This window comes from Trinickia diaoshuihuensis (assembly GCF_003390925.1).
Taxonomy (GTDB): Bacteria; Pseudomonadota; Gammaproteobacteria; order Burkholderiales; family Burkholderiaceae; genus Trinickia; species Trinickia diaoshuihuensis.
This window is the reverse complement of sequence record NZ_QUBS01000088.1, coordinates 16,401-37,100: the sequence shown is the minus strand read 5'-3', so window position 1 is coordinate 37,100 and position 20,700 is coordinate 16,401. Positions and strand designations below refer to the sequence as shown.

9 protein-coding genes are annotated in these 20,700 nt (G+C 63.3%); all 9 read left to right on the top strand.

Annotated elements, in window-relative coordinates; genetic code table 11:
- Positions 1-78: 78 nt before the first annotated feature.
- Positions 79-5,271: a non-ribosomal peptide synthetase gene (locus DXT59_RS26375; protein WP_162878253.1), complete on the top strand. Its 5,193-nt coding sequence runs from the start codon at positions 79-81 to the stop codon at positions 5,269-5,271.
- Between the two features lie 134 nt (positions 5,272-5,405).
- Positions 5,406-7,079 (top strand): ATP-binding cassette domain-containing protein, encoded by a 1,674-nt coding sequence (locus tag DXT59_RS26370; RefSeq protein WP_116140838.1) that lies wholly within the window; start codon positions 5,406-5,408, stop codon positions 7,077-7,079.
- Positions 7,066-9,573, top strand: coding sequence for a penicillin acylase family protein (locus tag DXT59_RS26365; protein WP_116140836.1), 2,508 nt, complete (start codon positions 7,066-7,068; stop codon positions 9,571-9,573). The genes DXT59_RS26370 and DXT59_RS26365 overlap by 14 nt, the downstream gene beginning before the upstream one ends.
- Positions 9,574-9,716: 143 nt before the next feature.
- Positions 9,717-10,883: an efflux RND transporter periplasmic adaptor subunit gene (locus DXT59_RS26360; protein WP_116140834.1), complete on the top strand. Its 1,167-nt coding sequence runs from the start codon at positions 9,717-9,719 to the stop codon at positions 10,881-10,883.
- Entirely contained in the window at positions 10,880-13,948 is a 3,069-nt protein-coding gene (locus DXT59_RS26355; protein WP_116140832.1) for an efflux RND transporter permease subunit, read from the top strand. The genes DXT59_RS26360 and DXT59_RS26355 overlap by 4 nt, the downstream gene beginning before the upstream one ends.
- Positions 13,945-15,456, top strand: coding sequence for an efflux transporter outer membrane subunit (locus DXT59_RS26350; protein ID WP_116140830.1), 1,512 nt, complete (start codon positions 13,945-13,947; stop codon positions 15,454-15,456). The genes DXT59_RS26355 and DXT59_RS26350 overlap by 4 nt, the downstream gene beginning before the upstream one ends.
- A gap of 204 nt (positions 15,457-15,660) precedes the next feature.
- The gene (locus DXT59_RS26345) at positions 15,661-18,948 is read left to right on the top strand and encodes a non-ribosomal peptide synthetase (protein ID WP_162878252.1); all 3,288 of its coding nucleotides are present in this window, start codon (positions 15,661-15,663) and stop codon (positions 18,946-18,948) included.
- 49 nt (positions 18,949-18,997) lie between these two features.
- The gene (locus DXT59_RS26340) at positions 18,998-19,723 is read left to right on the top strand and encodes a thioesterase II family protein (RefSeq protein ID WP_116140826.1); all 726 of its coding nucleotides are present in this window, start codon (positions 18,998-19,000) and stop codon (positions 19,721-19,723) included.
- 200 nt (positions 19,724-19,923) lie between these two features.
- Positions 19,924-20,700: a phytanoyl-CoA dioxygenase family protein gene (locus DXT59_RS26335; RefSeq protein ID WP_240324687.1), complete on the top strand. Its 777-nt coding sequence runs from the start codon at positions 19,924-19,926 to the stop codon at positions 20,698-20,700.

Below are 20,700 nucleotides of genomic sequence, written 5' to 3'. Positions count from 1 at the left end.
ACGAGTAAGTAAAATTTTGGCATGCTTCACGGGCCGCGAGGTAGCAGCGGGCGCCAACGCGATCAGGACAGGATGTTCATGACCAACACATTGAATTTGCTACTCCAGCGGCGCGCAACGGAACAACCTGGCCGCGTCGCCTATCGCTACTGCGCTCAAGCCGATGCGCCCGAGGAGTCGATCACTTACGGCGAGCTTCACGCCGACGCCCTGAGTATTGCTCGGCTGCTGATCGAGCAGGGCGCAAGCGGCGGCAGGGTGGCGTTGTTCGACGCGTCCGGGCTCGATTTCGTCCGGGCGTTCTTCGGCATCCTATACGCCGGTGCGACCGCGGTACCGCTCGCACCGCCGCATCCGACCAAGCCCGCGGAAAAGCTGGCGCAAATTCTGACCGACGCGGCGCCGGCCTGGTGCCTGGCTTCATCGCCGATGGCGCAACGCATCGCGCAATTGAAAGCAACCGTGCCGGAGCTTGCCGGGGTGGCGGTATTCGACTGCCGTGACGTCGTGCTGCGTGCCGATACTGTAGCGCTGGACTTGCCTGGCGCGGAGGCTGGCGACATCGCGATCGTCCAATACACTTCCGGTTCCACGTCCGCGCCCAAAGGTGTCGAGGTCTCCCATCGCAACTTCATCGAGAACGCGACGCGGGTAGGGGCGCGCATGGCCGTGGGCGAAAGCACGCTCGCTTTGTCATGGCTGCCCCTTTATCACGACATGGGGCTCATGAATGGCGTGATTCTTCCGTTGGTCGGCGGCTATCCGGTGATACTGATGCCGCCGGCGGGCTTCTCCGCGAGGCCGCTCGACTGGCTGCGAGCGCTCTCGCGGTTTCGCGCGACGCTCACGGGTGCGCCGAACTTTGCCTATCAGGCCTGCGTCGACAAGCTCCCCGGACTGGCGCTCGACGAAATCGACCTGTCCGCGCTCGAAGTGGCGTTTTGCGGTGCCGAGCCGATCCGTGCCGAAACCTTGGAGGCATTCGCTTCCTCGTTTGCGGCGGCGGGCTTGAGAGGCGAAGCGCTCTTCCCTTGCTATGGATTGGCCGAGGCGACGCTTTTCGTGGCCGGCGGGCCCGCGAAAAGCGGCATGCGCCGAGTTCGGGTAGCGCGCGCCGCACTCGAAAAGCAGGCGCGGGCCGTCGCACCCAGCGATACCGACGAGCTCGTCGAACTCGTATCGTGCGGCCGGCCGGCCGACGGTCAGCGCCTGCTCATCGTCGATCCCGTCACGCGACTTGCTTTGGACGAGCGTCACGTGGGCGAAATCTGGGTCCAAGGGCCAAGCGTGGCGCGCGGCTACTTGAACCGGGAGAGCGAATCGCAACAGGTGTTCGAGGGGCGGCTTGCCGGGCCACGGGCCGAAGGCAGGTTCCTGCGCACCGGCGACCTAGGCTTTCTCGTGGACGGCGAACTGGTCGTGACGGGGCGTCTGAAAGACTTGATCATCGTCCATGGCGAAAATCATTATCCGCAGGACGTCGAGCTTTCCGTCGAGCGCGCTCATCGCGCACTGCGTCCCCATGCTGGAGCGGCGGCGGCCTTTCGGGCGCCGGAGGGCGGCGAGGCCTTACTCGTAGTCCAGGAAATCAGCCGCACGTGGCGTGGCGGCACAGACGAAATCATCGGCTGCGTGCGCAGCGCCGTCGCGCAGCAGCATGGGATCGCCCCGGCCGCGGTCGTACTCATTCGACAGGGGACGATTGCTCGAACGACGAGCGGCAAGATCCAGCGCGCCGCCGTCCGCCGCGCATGGGAGCAAGGCAGCCTCGAGGTGGTGGCGCAATGGCGGGCGCCGGTATCCGCCGTTAGCTATGCAAACGAGGCGGTGCCCGCCGGCGACCTGCGCACGCAACTCAAGTACTTGTGGTCGCGTGTGCTGGGCGTCGAGGTCGACGGTGACGCCGGTCATTTCTTCGAGCAGGGCGGCGATTCGTTAAAGGTCGTCGAATTGGCCGCGAGCGCGTCCGCTCAATGGAACGTCGAGGTGAGCGCCGACGAGATCTTCCGCGCTCCGACGTTTCAAGCTCTCGCCGTTCATATCGAGCGGCTTCTCGCGCAGCGCGCGTTGGGGGGCGACGCGGCCGCGTCGGCAGAGCCGACGGCGGCGCCGCCGCGGCAAGGACCGCTGTCCGCTCTGCAATCGGGAATTTGGCTGAGCGAACAGACGGGGGACGCCGGCCCCGCGTATCACATCGCCGTGGCATTGACGTTGACCGGAGAACTCGACGTCGAGCGACTAGCCGCGGCGGTTTCGTCCGTCGTGCGACGACACGACATATTGCGCGCTCGCTTTGCGACGCGCGATGGTGTCGTGCTGCAAGAAATTGCGGCGCCGTTCGACGTGCGTCTGGCGGCGGCCGATTCCACGCCGGCGGGAATCGGTGCCGCCATGGAGGCTTTCGCGTGCGAGCCGTTCGACCTCGCGGACGGACCGCCTTGCCGATTTCGTTTGTGGCGTCTCGATGAGCGGTCTCATCGGCTGGCGATCGTCGTGCATCATTTAGTGGCCGATGGCTGGTCGATTCGGCAAATCATCGACGAGTTGGGCCGACTCTACGCCGAGGGCGGCGAAGCGAGGGAGGCCGCCCTGGCTGACCCCGCGCCGCAATATCTCGCATGGCTGGCGCGCGGTGCAACGAGCGTCGATATGCAGGACGGCTTGCGTGAGTACTGGAAGCGGGCCCTTGCCGGTGCCCCCGAGCGCCTAGCCATCCCCACCGATGGCGCGCCGCGCGACCGGCGCTCGTTGCGCGGTGCCTCTCTCGACGTTCAAATTGAATCGTCGCGCCTAGTTGCGCTTAGAGCGCTTGCCCGAGCACATGGCGTCACGCTATACACGGTACTGCTCGCGGCGTTTCAACTTTTGATGTCACGCTTGAGCGAGCAGGACGACATCATGGTCTGTTCTCCGTTCGCGGGGAGGCCGACACTCGACGTGCAGCGCACGGTTGGTTTGTTCGCGAATATGGTAGTCCTGCGAACCGATCTCTCCGGCAACCCTCGCTTCGACGAGTTGCTCGCCAGGGTACGAGATACGGTACTAGGCGCGCAACAAGCCGCCTCCGTACCGTTTGCACAGGTGCTGCTCGATCTGGAGAACCGGTGCGGCGCGACCGCGCACGGAGATTTCCAACTCGAGTTCATCCTTCAACCGGCGTTGACGCCGTTCGAGCCCATTTCGGGGCTTCGGGCGTCGGCGCATCTCATTCCTACGCGCACGGCGCGTTTCGACCTTGCGCTCGCGCTTTTCGAGGAAGACGACCGGCTTTGGGGGGCACTGAACTTTTCATCCGACCAGTTTGCGCCAGAGACCGTCAGGGCCTGGCTCGGGCAATGGCACGCGCTGCTCGACGCCGCGGTTGCGGCGCCGCGCGCCATGATTTCGGAATTAATGTCCAAGCTGCATTGCGACGAGGCCGGCCTCGTCCTGCAATGGAGCGGCGTTGCAAATACGTATCCCTCCGTGCATCTGTATGAGATGTTCGACTTGCAGGTGCGGCGAAGCCCGGACGCCGTCGCGCTGATTTATGACGGCGGCCGTTTGACCTATGCCGAGTTGGCTCGCGGTGCGCGTCGCGTCGCGCGGTATCTTCAACGCGCGGGCGTCGGACCCGAGACGGTGGTGGCGCTGTCCGTCGAACGTTCGCCGCGCATGATCATGGCTTTGCTAGGCGTCTTGGCGGCCGGCGGCGCATATTTGCCGCTAGATATCGATCTGCCGCCGCAGCGGCTGGCCTATATGCTGCGCAATGCGGGGGCGCGGCTCGTATTGACCGAGGGGGCGGCCCACGGGCGCTTTGAAGACTTCGATGTGGAAACGATCGACGTGGCGACGGCACTCGAGCAATGCGGCCCGGACGATTGCGGTGCGCCGCTTGCGCCGCTCCATGGAGAGAATCTTGCCTACGTGATCTATACGTCGGGGTCGACCGGGACCCCGAAGGGCGTCGCCGGCCGTCACGCCGGTGCGGTGAACTATGTGCATTTCTTGATCGAGCATTACGGCATCGGCGCGACGGATGTCGTGCTCAACGTCTCCGCGCTCGCGTTCGACGCTTCGTTGCGCGATATCTTCGGGCCGTTGTCGTGCGGCGCCACCCTCGTCCTCGTCAGCGGAAACGAAGGTCGCGACCCTGCGCGGTATCGCGCCGACATCACGCGTTACGCGGTCACTCGCTTGCTCAGTATCACGCCGAGTTTTTTGCGCGCGCTCTGCGATTCGGCCGCCACGCCCACCCCGAGCCTGCGTACGATTCTCGTCAGCGGTGAGGTGCTCGACCGAGAGCTTTGCGCGCGCGTGAAGCGGGTGATGGGCGAACACGTGCGCATTTTCAATCAATATGGTCCGACCGAATGCACGATGACGAGCACATGGTTCGACACCTCGAACCCGAGCGGACATCGCTTGCCTATTGGAAGACCGTTGGCTAACGTGTTCTCGCTCGTCCTCGACGATGCGATGCAACCGGTGCCCGCCTGCATGCCCGGCGAGTTGTATATCGGCGGGGTAGGTGTGACGCGCGGTTATGCGGGACGCCCGGATCTGACCGCCGAGCGTTTCGTCCCGAATCCGTTCGGCAATGGCGATCGGCTGTATCGCACCGGGGACAAGGTACGCTGGCGTGCCGACGGTCAGTTGGACTACTTGGGCAGAACGGATTTTCAGGTCAAGATTCGTGGCGCGCGCGTCGAATTGGGTGAAATCGAGGCGGTGTTGTTGCGGCATCCAAGCATTCGCCAGGCCGCTGTCCTGGCCCACGCGGAACAAGGAGGGGAGCTACGGTTGACGGCATACCTCGCGGCGACGGGCGTGGCGCTGGATCCGGCGGCGCTCAGACGGCACATGAGAGCGGCCGTGCCGGATTATGCGGTGCCGAGCGGTTTCGTGCAGTTGAGCGAACTGCCGCTCACCACTAGCGGTAAGGTCGATCGCCGCGCGCTTGCCGCCGTGCAGGCGCCGCTGCTGCGGAGCACTCATGTGGTGCCGGATACCTTCGTCGCACGGCAGTTGGCGGACCTGTTCGACCAGATGCTCGGTGGCGTCCAATGCGGAATGACCGACAACTTCTTCACGCTCGGCGGCCATTCGCTGATGGCCACGCAGGCCATTGCGCGGATCCGTGACCGGTTCGGCGTCGAGCTGTCGATACGGGAATTCTTCGAAGCCCCAACCGTGGGTCATGTTGCCCGGCGCATCGAACGGTTGCTGCCGTCGGGCGAGCCGCGCAAGGACGTTGCGCACGCCCATCCGTCAGAGGTCGGCTCGTGAGCGCGGTCGTGTCCGAACCCGCTTGCCTCGATACCCGAGCCGCTGGCCTAGCGGGGGGCCGCGAGCAAGCTTCCCCTTTTCTCGCACGGCCTTTTGCCGAGATTTTCGGCGAGCATACGGCTCAGGTTTGTTTGATGAGCGCACTGAGCCTGATCGCCGCATTTCTCGGTCTCATTCCGGCGGTCGCTTTCGGGATCACCATCGACAAGGTGATCTACACGCATTCGATACGCAACCTTTTGTTCATCACCTTCGCGTTGTTCGCTGGCCATTTCGCCGAGATGGCGATCGCGACGTTCGATCAGCGTATGTCTTCGGCACTGATCCGGCAGGCGAGCGAGCGCTTGAGGTTCTACGTCATCGGCCTGCTCGAGGGCGCATCGTTGATCGCGTTAGAGGAGCAGGCCGCATCGCTGATCCTGCGCCGTGTGCGTTCCATCGATAAGATCGTGGCGTTTTACCTCGATTGGTATCGCAGCTTGATGACGGTGCCGATTTTCGTCGTCGCGATTTCGACGTTCGTCGTCATCGAAAATTGGATTCTCGGCGCCGGGATGGTGCTGCTGACGGTTGTTTACGTGTACGCCTACTGGCGCGTGAATCGTCAATTGAAAGCGCAATACCAGCTCGAGTCGAGGGAGCGCGATACCGATGCGCGGCGCATGAGCGAGTTCGTGCATGGGCTAATCACGCTGCGCATGGCCGGCAAGATCGGGGCTTTCCGGCGCGATCTTCGGGAGCAACAAGAGAGCACGCAAACGCTGCGCGAGCAGCGCATGCGCCGAATTTCAGCGCTGCGGCAACTCTCGTCGGGCTATATGCGGCTCGCCATCATCGTACTGCTCACGGTTGGCTCGCTGCTCGTGTTCAGACACAGCCTGTCGATCGGTCATTTGGTTGCGATCAATCTGATCTTCCGCCGAGTGCTGTCGGAAGCGCGCGGTACGGTGCCGCTGATACAACGGCTCCATCAAACTGGTCACGATGTCGATCAAGTGCTCGAATTGCTCGATGTTTTGCGCAAGGACGGCCGTGAGGATATCGAGCCCGAGGTGCCCGAGGTGCCCGATTTCGGCCGTATCGTCGTGAGTGGGCTGCGGTTTCGCTACCCAGGAGGGCACGCCGACATCTTGAAGTCGGTCGATTTCTCGATTCGAGCGGGGGAACTCGTCGCGGTGGTCGGCGGCTCCGGTGCGGGTAAGACCTCGCTGCTGAAGCTGTTGTGCGGGCTGTATCCACCGACTGCGGGACAAGTGGCATTTGCCGACGGCGTCAAGGGCCGGCGCCTTCGCTACAGCATCGCCACCCCGCTAGACACGCTGTTCAACCGCAGTGTCAATTACAACATCACCCTCGGCGGCGTACTCGAGGCCGATGCGGTGCATGAGGCCGCGCGCATCGCCGCCGCCGCCGATTTCATCGGCGCCATGGATCGCGCGTACGACACCGAGCTTCATCACGACGGACGGAACCTTTCACAGGGGCAGAAGCAGCGGTTGAGTCTCGCGCGGTGCTTCGCCACCGACGCGCCGTTCGTGTTGCTCGACGAGCCCACCAGCGCGCTAGACAAGATGACCGAAGCCGCCGTTGTCGACAACCTTCTACGTCTTAGAGGAAAAAAGACGATCGTCATGGTGACCCATCGCTTGGCCCCAGCGCTGGCGGCGGACACGGTCGTCATGCTCGAGCGCGGAGTCGTCGTCGAATGGGGCCCCAGGGCGGCGCTGCTGGCGAAGCCGGACGGCCTGTTCCGGCGTTGGGTCACCGAAACGAGGTTAGGGGAGCACGCACTCGATGTCCAAGCTTAAGGCTCGGCGCGGCTTGCGCTCATGGCGTGCCGCGCTCTTCCCGGTAGTTGGCCTACTGGCGGTGATGCTCCCGCTCGCGAGCCGCGCGCAGACGGTGCATCCGGGTATGCCGCAAGACGTGGCCGCGCATACGGAAATCGCCATCTACCGCACCGATTACGGTATTCCTCATATCGAGGCGCCCGGCTGGGTAGAGCTCGGACTTGGCGTGGGTTATGCCCAAGCGTCCGACAACTTGTGCACGCTCGGTGAGCTTTTCGCGACTTTACGCGGCACGCGCTCCGCATACCGCGCCTTGGCTGGCAGGCCGCATGCGGATTCGATCCTTGGCGAGCCGGATAGTCTCGACTCGGATTTTTTCTTCAAGCTCGTCATGACCCCGGAGCGGCTCGCGTCGTATCGCAACGCTCAGCGCCCGCAATTGCAGGGGCTCGTCGACGGTTTCGCGCAAGGCTACAACCGCTTTCTCGCCGAGCTCCAAGCGGGCCGCGCGCCCGGACGGCACGTTGCGTGCAAAGACGCGGCATGGCTTACGCCTATCGATGCCGATGACGTTTATCGGCGCATGATCGAGATATCGCTCGCGGGCGGCGCGCTGCGTTTCGTCGGCTCGCTCGTCCATGCCTTGCCGCCTAGCGCGCAGCAACGCCCGCCCCGGGAGTCGACGGTGGGCGCGCTCGCGGGTTCGCCGGTGGACGATGCCCAGGCGCTGGAAATCGGCGGTGCGCAAGGGATCGGCAGCAATGCGCTCGCCTTGTCGGGCAGCATGACTGACAGCGGCCGAGCGCTGCTGTTCGGGAATCCTCATTGGTTTTGGGCCGGCCCTGATCGCTTTTATCAGGCGCAGATGAAGATCGACGGACAGATCGATGTGGCCGGCGCGATGTTCCTGGGCGTTCCCCTCGTGGTGATTGGCTTCAACCATGACGTGGCCTGGACACACACGGTGTCCACCGCTCGGCGCTTCGGTTTGTTCCGGCTGTCGCTCGTGCCCGGCGACGCGACGGCTTATTGGTTCGACGGCCGGCGCGAGTCGATGACAAGCCGCGTCGTGTCCGTGGAGGTGGCCGATGCGTCGGGGGCTCGGCATAGCGTTTCCCGCCGCTTTTATCAGTCGCGCGCGGGGATGCTGGTCAACCTGGCCGCGTTATCGGGACAGTTGCGTTGGACCGAAAAACAAGCCTATGCGCTCGACGATGCGAACCTTTCGAACCTGCACGCCTTCGATACCTACCTCGGCTGGGCGCAGGCGCGCTCGCTTGCCGAACTGATTGCCGTCCAGCGCCGTTATGCCGCCGTGCCGTGGGCGAATACGCTCGCGATCGGGGCGCATGAACCGCGCGTTTGGTTCGCCGACATCGGCCCGGTTCCCGGCGTGTCGGATTCGCTCGAGCGTGCATGCGGCATAGCGATCGCCGACGACCGGTGGAGCAAAATCGCGCCGCGCGTGCCGGTGTTGGACGGCTCGCGCGGCGCGTGCGATTGGCACGGCGACGCAGATTCCGTCGAGCCTCGGACGCTCGGTCTTTCGCAATTGCCGCAGCGTTTGAGCGGCCATTACGCCGCCAATATGAACGACAGCTATTGGCTCACGGATCCGGCGCGGCCCATGCCGGCGGGGCCGGCGATTCTCGGGCCGGTGGACGTCGCGCAATCGCTGCGTACCCGATTGGGTCATGAGATCGTCAATTCGCGCCTTCAGGCGAGGGACGGTTACCCGGGGCATCGCTTCAACGTACCGATATTGCAAAAGCGAGTGCTCGATAGTACGTCGATGTCGGCGCAACTCTTCAAGGGGGATTTGCTCGCCGGGGTTTGCCCGCAGGGGTACGTGACGATTTCGCACGATCCGCTGACGGGGGCTTCGCTGGATTCCCCCAAAGCCGTCGATGTAACGGCCGCTTGCGCGGTCCTGCGGCGCTGGCGCGGCGACGCCGATGCCGGCGCTCGTGGCGCAAACCTATGGGATGAGTTTTGGAGCCGTATCGATGCGCTCGGCGCGAAGAACCTTTTCGAAAAGCCGTTCGATCCGCGGGCACCGCTAGCGACTCCGGCAGGACTGCGGGCCAGCGATCCGCGGGTACAAGAGGCGTTTGGTCTGGCGGTTGCCGCGACGATCGAGCGTGGCGATGCTTTAGACGCGCCGCGCGGCGACAAATTGTATTTGCCGGAGGGCGAGGCGCGCTTGCCGCTGTACGGCGGCTGCGCAGCGGCCGGCTATTTTACGGTCGTGTGTTCGTCGCATGACGGCGTGCATGTGGCAGCGATGGGCGAGCACGGGCACGGCAATAGTTATATGCAAATCGTCGATTTCCCCCCAAGCGGCGTGCAGGCTTACACGCTCCTGAGTACGTCGGAGTCGGATGATCCAGGCTCATCCCATTTTCGTGATGCGAGTCGCCGGTATGCGGACAAGCGCTGGCTCGCATTCCCGTTCGACGACGCGCAGATCATCCGGCGCGCGGCCGGCGATAGCGTTTTGCTCGGATGGTAACGGCGCTTTCACATCGATTGCCGCATGAGGTGTTGCTTGTCGGTCATCGAGTTTGGGCACTCGTCCGTTAACGGGCGAGCGACTCGATACACGGCAACGCCAGCGGCTGTCGCCGCGTCAATCCACAAAAATTTTGTGCGCCGATGAAAAAAAGATACGTGGTGTTAGCTGTATTGGCCGTATTGGCTGGAGCCGGTCTATACCTCGCGCAAAACACGAGGCCGGCCGACTTGCCGCCCCCCGCGGTACCGGTGGAGGCGGTGGCGGTCGCTCTAAAGGATGTGCCCGTCTATGTGTCCGGGCTCGGCACCGTCGTGTCGATGCAGACGGTGACGGTTCGGCCGCAAGTAGACGGTCAGATCGTGGCGATACGGTTCAAAGAAGGGCAGCGCGTTCGCGCGAACGATGTGCTGGTGGAATTGGACTCTCGTTATCTTAGGGGGCGAGTGAAACAGGCGGCCGGCCGGCTCGAGCGCGACCGCGTGCTGCTGGCCAACGCCGAACGCGATTTGACACGGTATCGCGGCGCGCAAGATACCGGCACCGTGACGCAGCAGCGCATCGACACGCAAGCGGCGACGGTCGCGCAAGAAAAGGCCGCGGTGCTGGCCGATGAAGGTGCGCTGGAGCAAGCGCGCGTTCGGCTCGACTATTGCACGATTCGCTCGCCCGCGACCGGTGTTGCGGGATTGCGCCAGGTCGACGTCGGCAATCTCGTACAGACGAACGACGCGGGCGGGATCGTCACGATCGTGGGCATGTCGCCGATCGCGGTGCTTTTTACCGTTCCGCAGAAAGATATCGCTCGCGTCGTGGCCGCGATACAGAGCCACCCCGATGCACCGGTTTCCGCGCTCGATGCGGACGACACGCGGGTGCTTGCGACCGGAGCGATGGAGGCAATCGACAATGTCGTCGACCAAGCGAGCGGCACGATCAAATTGAAGGCCGTTTTTCCGAACAGCGAGGAAACGTTGCGTCCGGGCGAATTCGTGCATGCGCGCCTACGCATCGGGTTACTCAAACAGGTCCCCGTTGTGCCGTCCCACGCCGTGCTGCATGGCACGAAGGGCGATTACGTCTTCGTGGTGGGAAGCGACCATAAGGCCAAGCTGGTGCACGTGCGCCTCGGAGCGGAAAGCCATGGACAAATGCCGGTCACGGCGGGCGAACTGAAAGCGGGGGATCTGGTGATCACCGACGGCGCCGCACGCGTCTCCGAGCATACGGAGGTGGCGGTGCGCCTGGCAGCGGCGGCGGGGCAGCGCGATGGCGACTCGCTTCCCGCGAGCGAAGAGAAGACGCCATGAACCTGTCTCGCGTCTTCATCGAGCGGCCGATCGCCACGGCGCTCTTGATGATCGCCGCTACGGCGGTGGGCTTGCTCGCATACTGGTTTTTGCCGATCTCGGCGCTGCCCGAGGTGGAGTATCCGACGATCCAGGTATTCACGCCTTATCCCGGCGCCAGCGCATCGATCGTCGGCACGACGGTGACCGCGCCGCTCGAGCGCCGCCTGGGCCAGATGCAAGGGCTTAGCCAGATGCATTCGATCAGCTCGAACGGCGCCTCGACCATCACGTTGCAGTTCGCGTTGACCGTACCGATCGACGTCGCCGAACAAGAAGTGCAGGAGGCTATCAACAGCGCGGCGACCTTGCTGCCGTCGATCCTTCCTTATCCGCCCGCCTATAGCAAGGTCAACCCCGCCGATCCGCCGGTCCTGACGCTCGGCTTGACGTCGGACGTACTGCCGTTGACCGAGGTCGAGGATTTCGCGGACACCCGCATCGTGCAAAAACTGTCACAGATCAGCGGCGTCGGTCTGGTCTCGCTCGCCGGCGGTCAACGTCGCGCCATGCGGGTACGGGTGGACATGGTTGCACTGAACGGCATCAATCAGTCGCTCGAGGACGTGCGCCGCGCGATTGCCGCCGCCAATGTCAACCTCGCAAAAGGAACGTTGGACGGACGCTTCAACGCCTACGCGATCGGCGGCAACGATCAGATGCTCAGTCCCGCTGCCTACCGCGATTTAGTCGTTGCCTATCGCAACGGCTCGCCGATCGTGCTGGATTCGATCGCGCACGCGGGCATCGGACCGGAAGACAGTCAACAGGCTGCATGGATCGGCGATAAACCGGCTGTCATCGTGAATATCCAGCGCCAGCCTGGCGCGAACGTCATTCAGGTCGTCGACCAGATCCGCGCTTTGCTGCCGCAACTGACGGCGAGCTTGCCCGCCGGCGTCAAATTGGATGTGTTGACCGATCGCACCGAAACGATTCGCTCGTCCGTGACCGATGTGGAAGCGGAACTGCTGACCTCGATCGTGCTCGTCGTGATCGTGGTATTCGTCTTTCTGCGCAGCCCCGGTGCGACGCTGATTCCCGCGCTTTGCGTACCCGTATCCATCATCGGGACGATGGCGGCTATCTATGCGTTCGGCTTCAGCCTGAACAACCTCACCCTGATGGCGTTGACGATTGCGATCGGATTTGTCGTCGACGATGCGATCGTGGTGGTCGAGAACATCACGCGATTGATCGAAGCCGGCGAGTCGCGCTTCCAAGCGGCCGTGGCCGGCGCGAGGCAGATCGGCTTTACGATCGTGTCGCTTTCGGTCGCGCTGATCGCCGTGATGATTCCGTTGCTGTTCATGGGCGACTTGCTCGGTCGTCTGTTTCGCGAATTCGCCGTGACTCTCGCTGCCGCGATCGTCGTTTCCGCGCTGGTATCGCTCACGCTCACGCCCATGCTCTGCGCGCGCATGTTGACCGCGCCCGAGCACGGCCACGCCTCGCGATGGGACATCGTCAAACCGTTGAGCGATGCCTATGCGCGATCGCTTAGCGGCCTGGTCGAGCATCGGCTGCGCGTGCTCGGACTGCTTGCCGTCACCACCGTCCTCACCGCGATCAGTTTGTATGCGATTCCGAAGGGGCTTTTTCCCACTCAAGACACCGGGCTCGTAGACGGTATCGCACTGACCCAGCCCGGCGATTCTTTCGAGCAAATCGCATTGGCGCAAGATGCGGTCTTGCGGCGGCTGCAAGCCGATCCCGCGGTTGCGCAGGTCTCCTCGTTCGTCGGCGTGGATGCGCAAAACCCGACGTTGAACGCAATCAAGCTACGCTTGCGCCTGAAGCCGCGTCAGGGCCGCGACGCGTCGAGCGCGCAGGTGGCCGCCCGGCTCAGTGCCGACGCGAACCTCGCGGGCGCGCGTTTATTCCTGCGACCGGTGCAAGATCTGACGTTCGACGATCAGGTATCGGACACCGATTATCGGCTAGGCCTTCAGTCCGCCGATCCGGTTTCGCTCCGGCAATGGACCGATAAGGTCATCGGCACGCTCCAGGCCGACCGCGTATTCGCGGATGTGCACAGCGCGGCCGCGCAGCGCGGGGCGGAGATTTACCTCGACTTCGATCGTGCCGCCGAGGCACGGCTCGGCGTGACCCAACAGCAGGTGGACGATACGTTGTACGACGCATTCGGACAGCGGCAGGTATCGACCATCTTTACGCAAGTGAATCAGTATCGCGTCGTGATGGACGCGGGAGAAAGGATCGCATCGCCCGATGCGCTCTTGCGCGGCGTCTATACGACGGGTGCCGCTCATCAGGTCGTGCCTCTGGCGGAGCTTGCGCGCGCGCAGGTGCGCGACGTCCCGCTAACGGTGCAGCGTAAAGATCAATTCGGCTATGCCGACGTTTCGTTCAATTTGGCGGCGAATCGCTCGTTGGATGTCGCGCTCACGCACGTCGCCGGTGCGCTACGGCGCTTGGACGTGCCGGCGAACGTATCGATCGCGTTCGAGGGGGCGACGAAGGTGTTCGTTGCCTCGATGTCGAATGAGGTTTTCCTCGTGCTGGCCGCGGTGTTTGTCGTCTATGGGACATTGGGCGTCTTGTACGAAAGCTTGATCCACCCGCTGACTATTCTGTCGACGTTGCCGTCCGCCGCGCTCGGCGCGCTGCTGACGCTCTGGGCTAGCCGGCTCGGCCTCGATGTCATGGCGCTGATCGGAATCGTGTTGCTGATCGGAATCGTGATGAAGAACGCGATCATGATGATCGACTTCGCGCTCGAACTCGAGCGCGTGCAGGGCATGGCGCCCGTCGATGCGGTGACGCGCGCCGCCGCGCTGCGTTTCCGGCCGATATTGATGACGACGATGGCATCGTTGTTCGGCGCCATCCCGCTCGCGCTGGGCACCGGCATGGGATCGGAGTTGCGTCACCCTTTGGGCGCGGCGATCATCGGCGGGCTCATGCTCAGTCAGTTGCTGACGCTGTATTCGACGCCGGTGGTCTACCTCGTCCTGCACCGGTTCGAACGATCGTTATCGCGTTTTAGCGTGAGTCGCGCATGATTTCTCTTTTCCGCTCGATTAAACGGCGCGGCGCTCCGCGCGTATGGGCAACCCTGCTACTCGTGACCGCGCCGTTCGCCGGCTGTACGGTGGGCCCCGCCTATACGCGGCCCGAGATCGCACTGCCGGCCGGCTTCAAGGAAGATGTGCGTTGGCGCCCGGCCGCGCACCGGGCGGACGTGCCGGTCATGCGCGCGAACGGCCCGGCGGAACCGAGTTTGTCGAGCGATGCATGGTGGCGGCGTTGGGGCGACCCGGTGCTGGATCGCCTCGAACGGCAGGCGCTCGAGGCCAACACGTCGCTGGCGGTTGCGCGCGCCAATGTTGCGCGCGCGCGTGCGCTCGTGGCCCAGACTCGCACCGCGCAGTACCCGTCCGTTCAATTGAGCGCGGGTTCGACACAGCGTAACGAGCCCGATTACATCTACACACGCAAGAAGTTCATCTATTACCCGGAAACCAATGTGCGCGCGAGCGCCGACGTGCGTTGGGAACTGGACTTGTGGGGCAAGAACCGTCGAGCCGCCGAAGCGGCCGAAGCCGATAGCGCGGCTGAGGCCGCGACGGGCGAGGCCATCCGCTTGAGCGTCGCCGCCGCACTGGCCGAAGACTATTTATTGGTACGCGATGCCGATCGTCAACTTGCATTGTTGCGAGCGCAGCAGCAAGCCTATGCGCGCATCGCGGCGATGGTCCAAGGCGCGCGTGAACAGGGCCTTGCAACGGCGGACGACGTGTTGCGGGCGCAGAACGCCGTATCCGCCGCGCAGGCGCGCGTTGCGCGAGAGGAAGATGCGAGGGCTCGCGCCGAACATGCGGTGGGCGCGTTATTGGCACTGCCGCCGGCGGCGTTTTCGATTGAGCCCGTTGCGGACTATAGCGTCACGTTGCCTGACATCGCGCCGGTGCTGCCGTCCGCGTTGCTTGAACACCGGCCCGACATCGCGGCGTCCGAGCGCCGCGTGGCAGCCGCCAACGCGCGGATCGGCGTCGCGCAGGCGGCGTATTACCCCGACTTCTCGCTCGGGGCAAGTATCGGGGGCGAAAGCACGACGCTCGCCGATTTGCTCGCTGCGCCGCTGCGCGTCTGGTCGGTGGGGCCGAGCCTTGCGCTGACGCTGTTCGATGCGGGTCGCAATGGTGCCCGCTTAAGTTCCGCGCAGGCCGATTACGATGCGGCGGCGGCTCAATACAGGGAGAGCGTGGTGGGCGCCATGCGAGAGGTGGACGATGCGCTTGCGCGGCGCTCCGCCGACGACAAAGTGGCCGAGGCGCTCAAGCAACGCTGGCAGCGCGCATCGCAGTTAGAGCAGAACGCGACGCTGCAAAACCGCCTCGGTCTCGCGACCGAATTGACGCTTGCGCGAAGGACGATCGGGGTGGCGGACGCCCGCAGGCGCTGGGAAGCGAGCGTCACGACCGCGGCGATCGATCGTATCTCGCTGATCAAAAGCATCGGCGGAGACTGGCCCGATACCGATCCCACGATAGTCGGCAAGTCGAACTGACCGCTACGCAAAGCGTCGCGTCATATTCAATGTAGATAGTACAAATCGGTATAAAAAATCGAAGTCGTGCTTGCTTGAATCCGCGCGGGACGGTATATTTTTTTACCGATCTGTACAATGCGTCGCACATCGCGGACGCGCAAGCGCGCGCAACTCGCCGATGATTCGATGGCAGATCGTGGCCCAGTCCCGTGGAGAGCCCGTATGACGATGCCTGAGAATCGAGCGGAAGACCCCGTAGCGAAGCGTGCGTTGATCGAGCAAATCCTGAAGAAGAAAAAGGCGTTGGCCGCGGAGCCGCTGACTGTGCAAAAGCGTCCGGAGCATATTCCGATGTCGTTTGCGCAAGAGCGGTTGTGGTACGTGGAACAACTCGGCATGGCCGGCGGCGCGTACAACATTTCCGGCGGTGTACGACTCGAAGGCAAACTGGATATCGCCGCGCTCGAGCGCGCCCTGAGCGAGATCGTCGCGCGCCACGAGGCACTGCGGACACGATTTGCGAGCCACGAAGGCCAGGGCGTCCAAATCGTCGATCCTCCGGCGCCGCTTGCGCTGCAGCCGGCGCAAGTCGCCGAAACCGAACTAACGGCGGCGATGCGTGCGTTGTCCAATGAACCTTTCGATCTCGGCCGGGACGCGCTTTATCGCTTCCGCTTGTTCAGGATCGCGCAGGACGTGCACGTACTTGGAATCGTCCTGCATCACATCGTGTCGGACGGATGGTCCATCGGTGTATTGATCCGCGAGATGGCGGCGCTTTACGGTGCATTCGTCGTCGGCGATGCCTCGCCGCTCGAACCGCTGCCGATTCAATATGCCGACTTCGCGATCTGGCAACGCCGCGTCGCTGCCGTCGATGGACTTGCCGGCGACCTCGCCTATTGGCGCAATGCGCTCGCCGGTGCCCCCGCAAGCCTCGAATTGCCGACTGACCGGCCGCGTCCGGCCGTACAAAGTTCGCATGGCGCCAGCATTGGGGTGGCGGTGCCCGCGCCGCTCGTGGCGGCGTTGACGCTGATGGCGCAGCGCGAAGGCGCCACGTTGTTCATGGTTTTGTTGAGCGCCTGGCAGATCGTACTCGGCAAATGGAGCGGGCAAGACGACGTCGTTGTCGGCTCGCCGATTGCGGGGCGCAATCATCCGAAAGTCGAGCCGCTGATCGGTTTTTTCATCAACACGGTAGCGTTGCGCACCGACGTTTCGGGCGAGCAGACGTTCAAGGAACTGCTTGCTCGGGTTCGCAAGACGACGCTCGACGCCTACGCGCATCAAGCCGCGCCGTTCGATCGCGTCATCGCGGCGATTCAGCCGGAGCGCGATATGTCGCGGCATCCGGTATTCCAAGTGTTGTTCGTCTTGCAGAATTTGCCCGAGCGCAAGCTCAATTTGCCGGGGTTGCGCGCGAGCAGCGTGGGCGGAGCAAAGGCGACCACCAAGATGGATATCTCGGTGAATGTGATGCAAGCGAATGGTTTACTGCGCGGCTCGGTCGAGTATGCCACGGACCTCTTCGAGGCGTCGACGGTTAGGCGGCTCGTGAAACATTGGCTAACGCTGCTCGAACACATTGCCGTCGATGCGGACTGCAAAGTGGCCGACCTTCCGCTGCTTGCCGCGGCCGAAAGAACGCGAATCTTGCAAGACTGGCGCGGAGCTCGTGTGGATTACGAGGAGCCTGAAACGCTCTTGCATCATTTGTTCGAACGGTGGGCGCGACGTACGCCGAACGCGGTCGCCGTTATTGCAGGCGAGCACGAGCTGAGCTACGGCGAACTCGATCGCCGCGCGAATGGGCTTGCGCGGTCGTTGCGCGAGGCCGGATTCGGACCGGATATGGTGATCGGATTGAGGATCGATCGATCGGCCGAACTGTTGATCGGAATACTCGGTATTTTGAAGGCGGGGGCAGCTTATCTGCCCCTCGACCCCGCGCTGCCGCGAGAGCGGGCGAATTTCATGGTGACGGAAGCGGGTGCTCGTGCGCTGGTTACTTGCGATCGGCTCGACGATCCGGCTGTTGCTCCGGGGCTGCAGCGGCTTCACGTTGACAGTCGGGCGCCGGACGAGGACGCACACGCGGGCCTGCTTGAGCCGCGGTTATCACCGAGCAATCTCGCCTGCGTCGTCTTCACCTCCGGGTCGACCGGGCAGCCCAAGGGCGTAATGATGCCTCATCGAGGCGTGGTCAATTATTTGAGGTTTATCCACGCCAACTACGCACTGGCACCCAACGATCGTGTACTGAACGTGGCGACGATCGGCTTCGATGCATCGATTCGAGACTTTCTAGGCCCGCTGGGCAGTGGTGGCGTTGCAGTGCTTGTTGGCGGTGCCGGCACGCTCGACGCAGAGCATTATTGGCGCGCGGTCGTCCAGCACGGGATTACCCGGCTGTTGAGTATCACGCCTAGTTTTCTCCACGTCCTTTGCCAAGCCGCGGCGGCGGAATCCAAGCCTCATCGATTGCAGGAGATACTCACATCCGGAGAGCCTTTGGATGCCGCTCTCGTGTCGAAGGTAAAGGCAACCATGGGAGGCACGGTTCGGGTCGTGAATCAGTATGGTCCGACGGAATGCACCATGACCTCGACCTGGCACCCGGCGAGCGACACGACGCACAGTGCCGTCGCAATCGGTCGTCCTCTACCCAACGCGAGTGTGTATGTGCTCGATAAGCACATGACCCCGGTGCCGATTGGCGTCACGGGAGAGCTCTATATCGGCGGCTCAGGTCTCACACGTGGCTATCTAGGCCGTCCCGACCTGACTGCCGAACGTTTCGTGCCCAATCCATTCGGGGACGGGGAACGACTCTATCGCACCGGGGATCACGTGCGCTGGGACGAGGACGGTCAACTGCATTATCTCGGCCGAACCGATTTCCAAGTCAAGCTGCGCGGCATACGTGTGGAACTCAACGAGATCGTCGCCGCGCTCAACGCTTTGCCGGAGGTCGAACAGGCGGCGGTACTCGTTCAGGGCGAGGGAGACGAGCAGAGGCTGGTCGCGTATTTCGTCGCGGCCCAATCCGATCCGGCGGTCGAGCGCATGGTGGCGCAGTTGAAGACACGCTTGCCCGATGCATTGATTCCCAATGCTTTCGTGCCGCTAGACGCCATTCCATTGACCCCGAACGGCAAGCTCGACCGCAACGCGTTGCCCGCACTCGAAAAGAGCCTGCTGCGCAGTCGCTTCGCCGTGCCGGAGTCCGCGACGGAGCAAACGATCGCGGAAATCTTTTCGTCGTTGCTTGGTGTCGAACGAGTGGGGCGAGACGACAACTTCTTCATGCTCGGCGGCCACTCGCTGCTCGCGATTCGCGTCGTGGCGCGTATCGAGGATGCCTTCGGCGTGAAACCTTCGCTTCGTGCGCTGTTCGAGCGGCCCACCGTCGGTGCGTTGGCCGAGGAAGTGAAGGCACTGATCGAGAGCGAGACCGCCCGCGGCGAGAGCGGCGTGGACGAGCAAGTCGACGAGACCGTCGGTTAAGCGAGCGGCCACGACAGCGTCATCCCGGCACAGATCCCCAACGATTACGATGAATGCCCAGACCCTGATCTACTGCTTCCCGCATGCGGGTGCGGCGGCGCCGAGCACTTCGGCGTGGCAAAGCTACGTGGACGGCGCGTTGCGGTTCGAGGCCGTGCGCTACCCCGGCCATGGTCACCGGTTTTGCGAACCGCTGGCCACATCGATCGAGGCCATCGCCAAGGACTGGATAGAGTCGCAGGCGCCGCTCGATAGCCGCTCGACAGTCTTTTTCGGGCATAGCATGGGCAGTCTCGTCGCGTACGAGACATGCCGTCAGTTGCAGGCGCGCGACCAGCCCCTGCCGCGGCATCTGATCGTTTCGGGGCGTGCCGCGCCTCATCTGCCGCGCACGCGCATCGCGCCCGACACGTTGCCTGACGACGAATTGATCGATTACTTGCGTGCGCTCGGCGGTATGCCGCCCGAAGTGCTGAACGACGCCCAGATGTGCGAGCTACTCGTCCCGATCGCTCGTGCCGACTTCGCTGCATGCCGGCATTACAAGCCTGACGCCTCGACGCCGTTGCCGATCGGAGTGACTGTCTACGCCGGCGACGACGACGACTTGACTCCCGATGAGTTAGAAGGGTGGGCCGCGCATACCCGCGCGAGTTTCGATATTCGGCGTTTTGCAGGTGGCCATTTCTATCTCGATACGTCAGTGGACCTGTTTTTAAGTTCGCTTCGCCGCGATGTGCAACCAGACGGCTCTGCGCACGACGTGCTTTGCTGAGTTCAATGAAGCAGTAAGAAGCGGGGTAGCGGGCGCGAAAGCGCAAGCGGACGAACTGCCGGCTATCCCTGGTTACCACGCGACAGCCTGCGCTGGCCGAGGGTCGGGCCGGGCTCGTTACTTGTTCGGAGATCGTCGAAATGAAGCATCGAGGCTCACCCGTAGTCTGGCATGGCGTTGGTCCCCTTAGCGACGAGCAAATGCGCTCCTACACTGAAAACGGCTATTTGCTTCTTAAGAACGTGCTAAGCCCCACGCTGATCGAGCAATTGCGTGCCGAGGTCGACAACATGAAGGAGGGAGAGCACTTGTCGATCATTCGTGAGCGCAATAGCAAGGCCGTCCGTTCGGTGTTCGACGCTCATAATTTGAATCCGACGATCTCGCAGCAGGTCGTCAAAAACGACCTGCTGCTCGACATCGCGGAACAGATTCTCGGCAACGGCGTCTACGTGCATCAATGCCACGTCAACTATAAACGCCCGGGCGGCGGCGAATTTTTCTGGCATTCCGATTTCACGTTCTGGTACTGGGAAGACGGCATGCGTGAGCCGCGCGCGATCTCGATCTTCATCTTTCTCGATCCATCGCGTACCGAAACGGGTCCGCTTTGCGTGGTGCCGGGTTCGCACCACTACATTACGCACCCGGAGTGGTATCGCAGCGTAGACGACCATAAGGAGGCCGTGCGGCACGACTTCCAGAGCGACGCGAGAGCCAACGGCCTCGTCGATTTCGACACGCTGCAGCGCCTATCCCAACACCGCACGATCGAAACCATTTGGGGAAACCCGGGTGACATCTTCATCATGGACGGCAACCTCGTTCACGCTAGCGGCCCGAATTTCGGCCTCGACGAGCGACGGGTACTGCTGCTCATCTTGAACAGCATGGACAACAAGATTGGCGTGCCGCACAGCGGCGGACAGCCTCGCCCGAACTACATCAGCTCCCGAACGTTCGAGCCGATTCGGTAA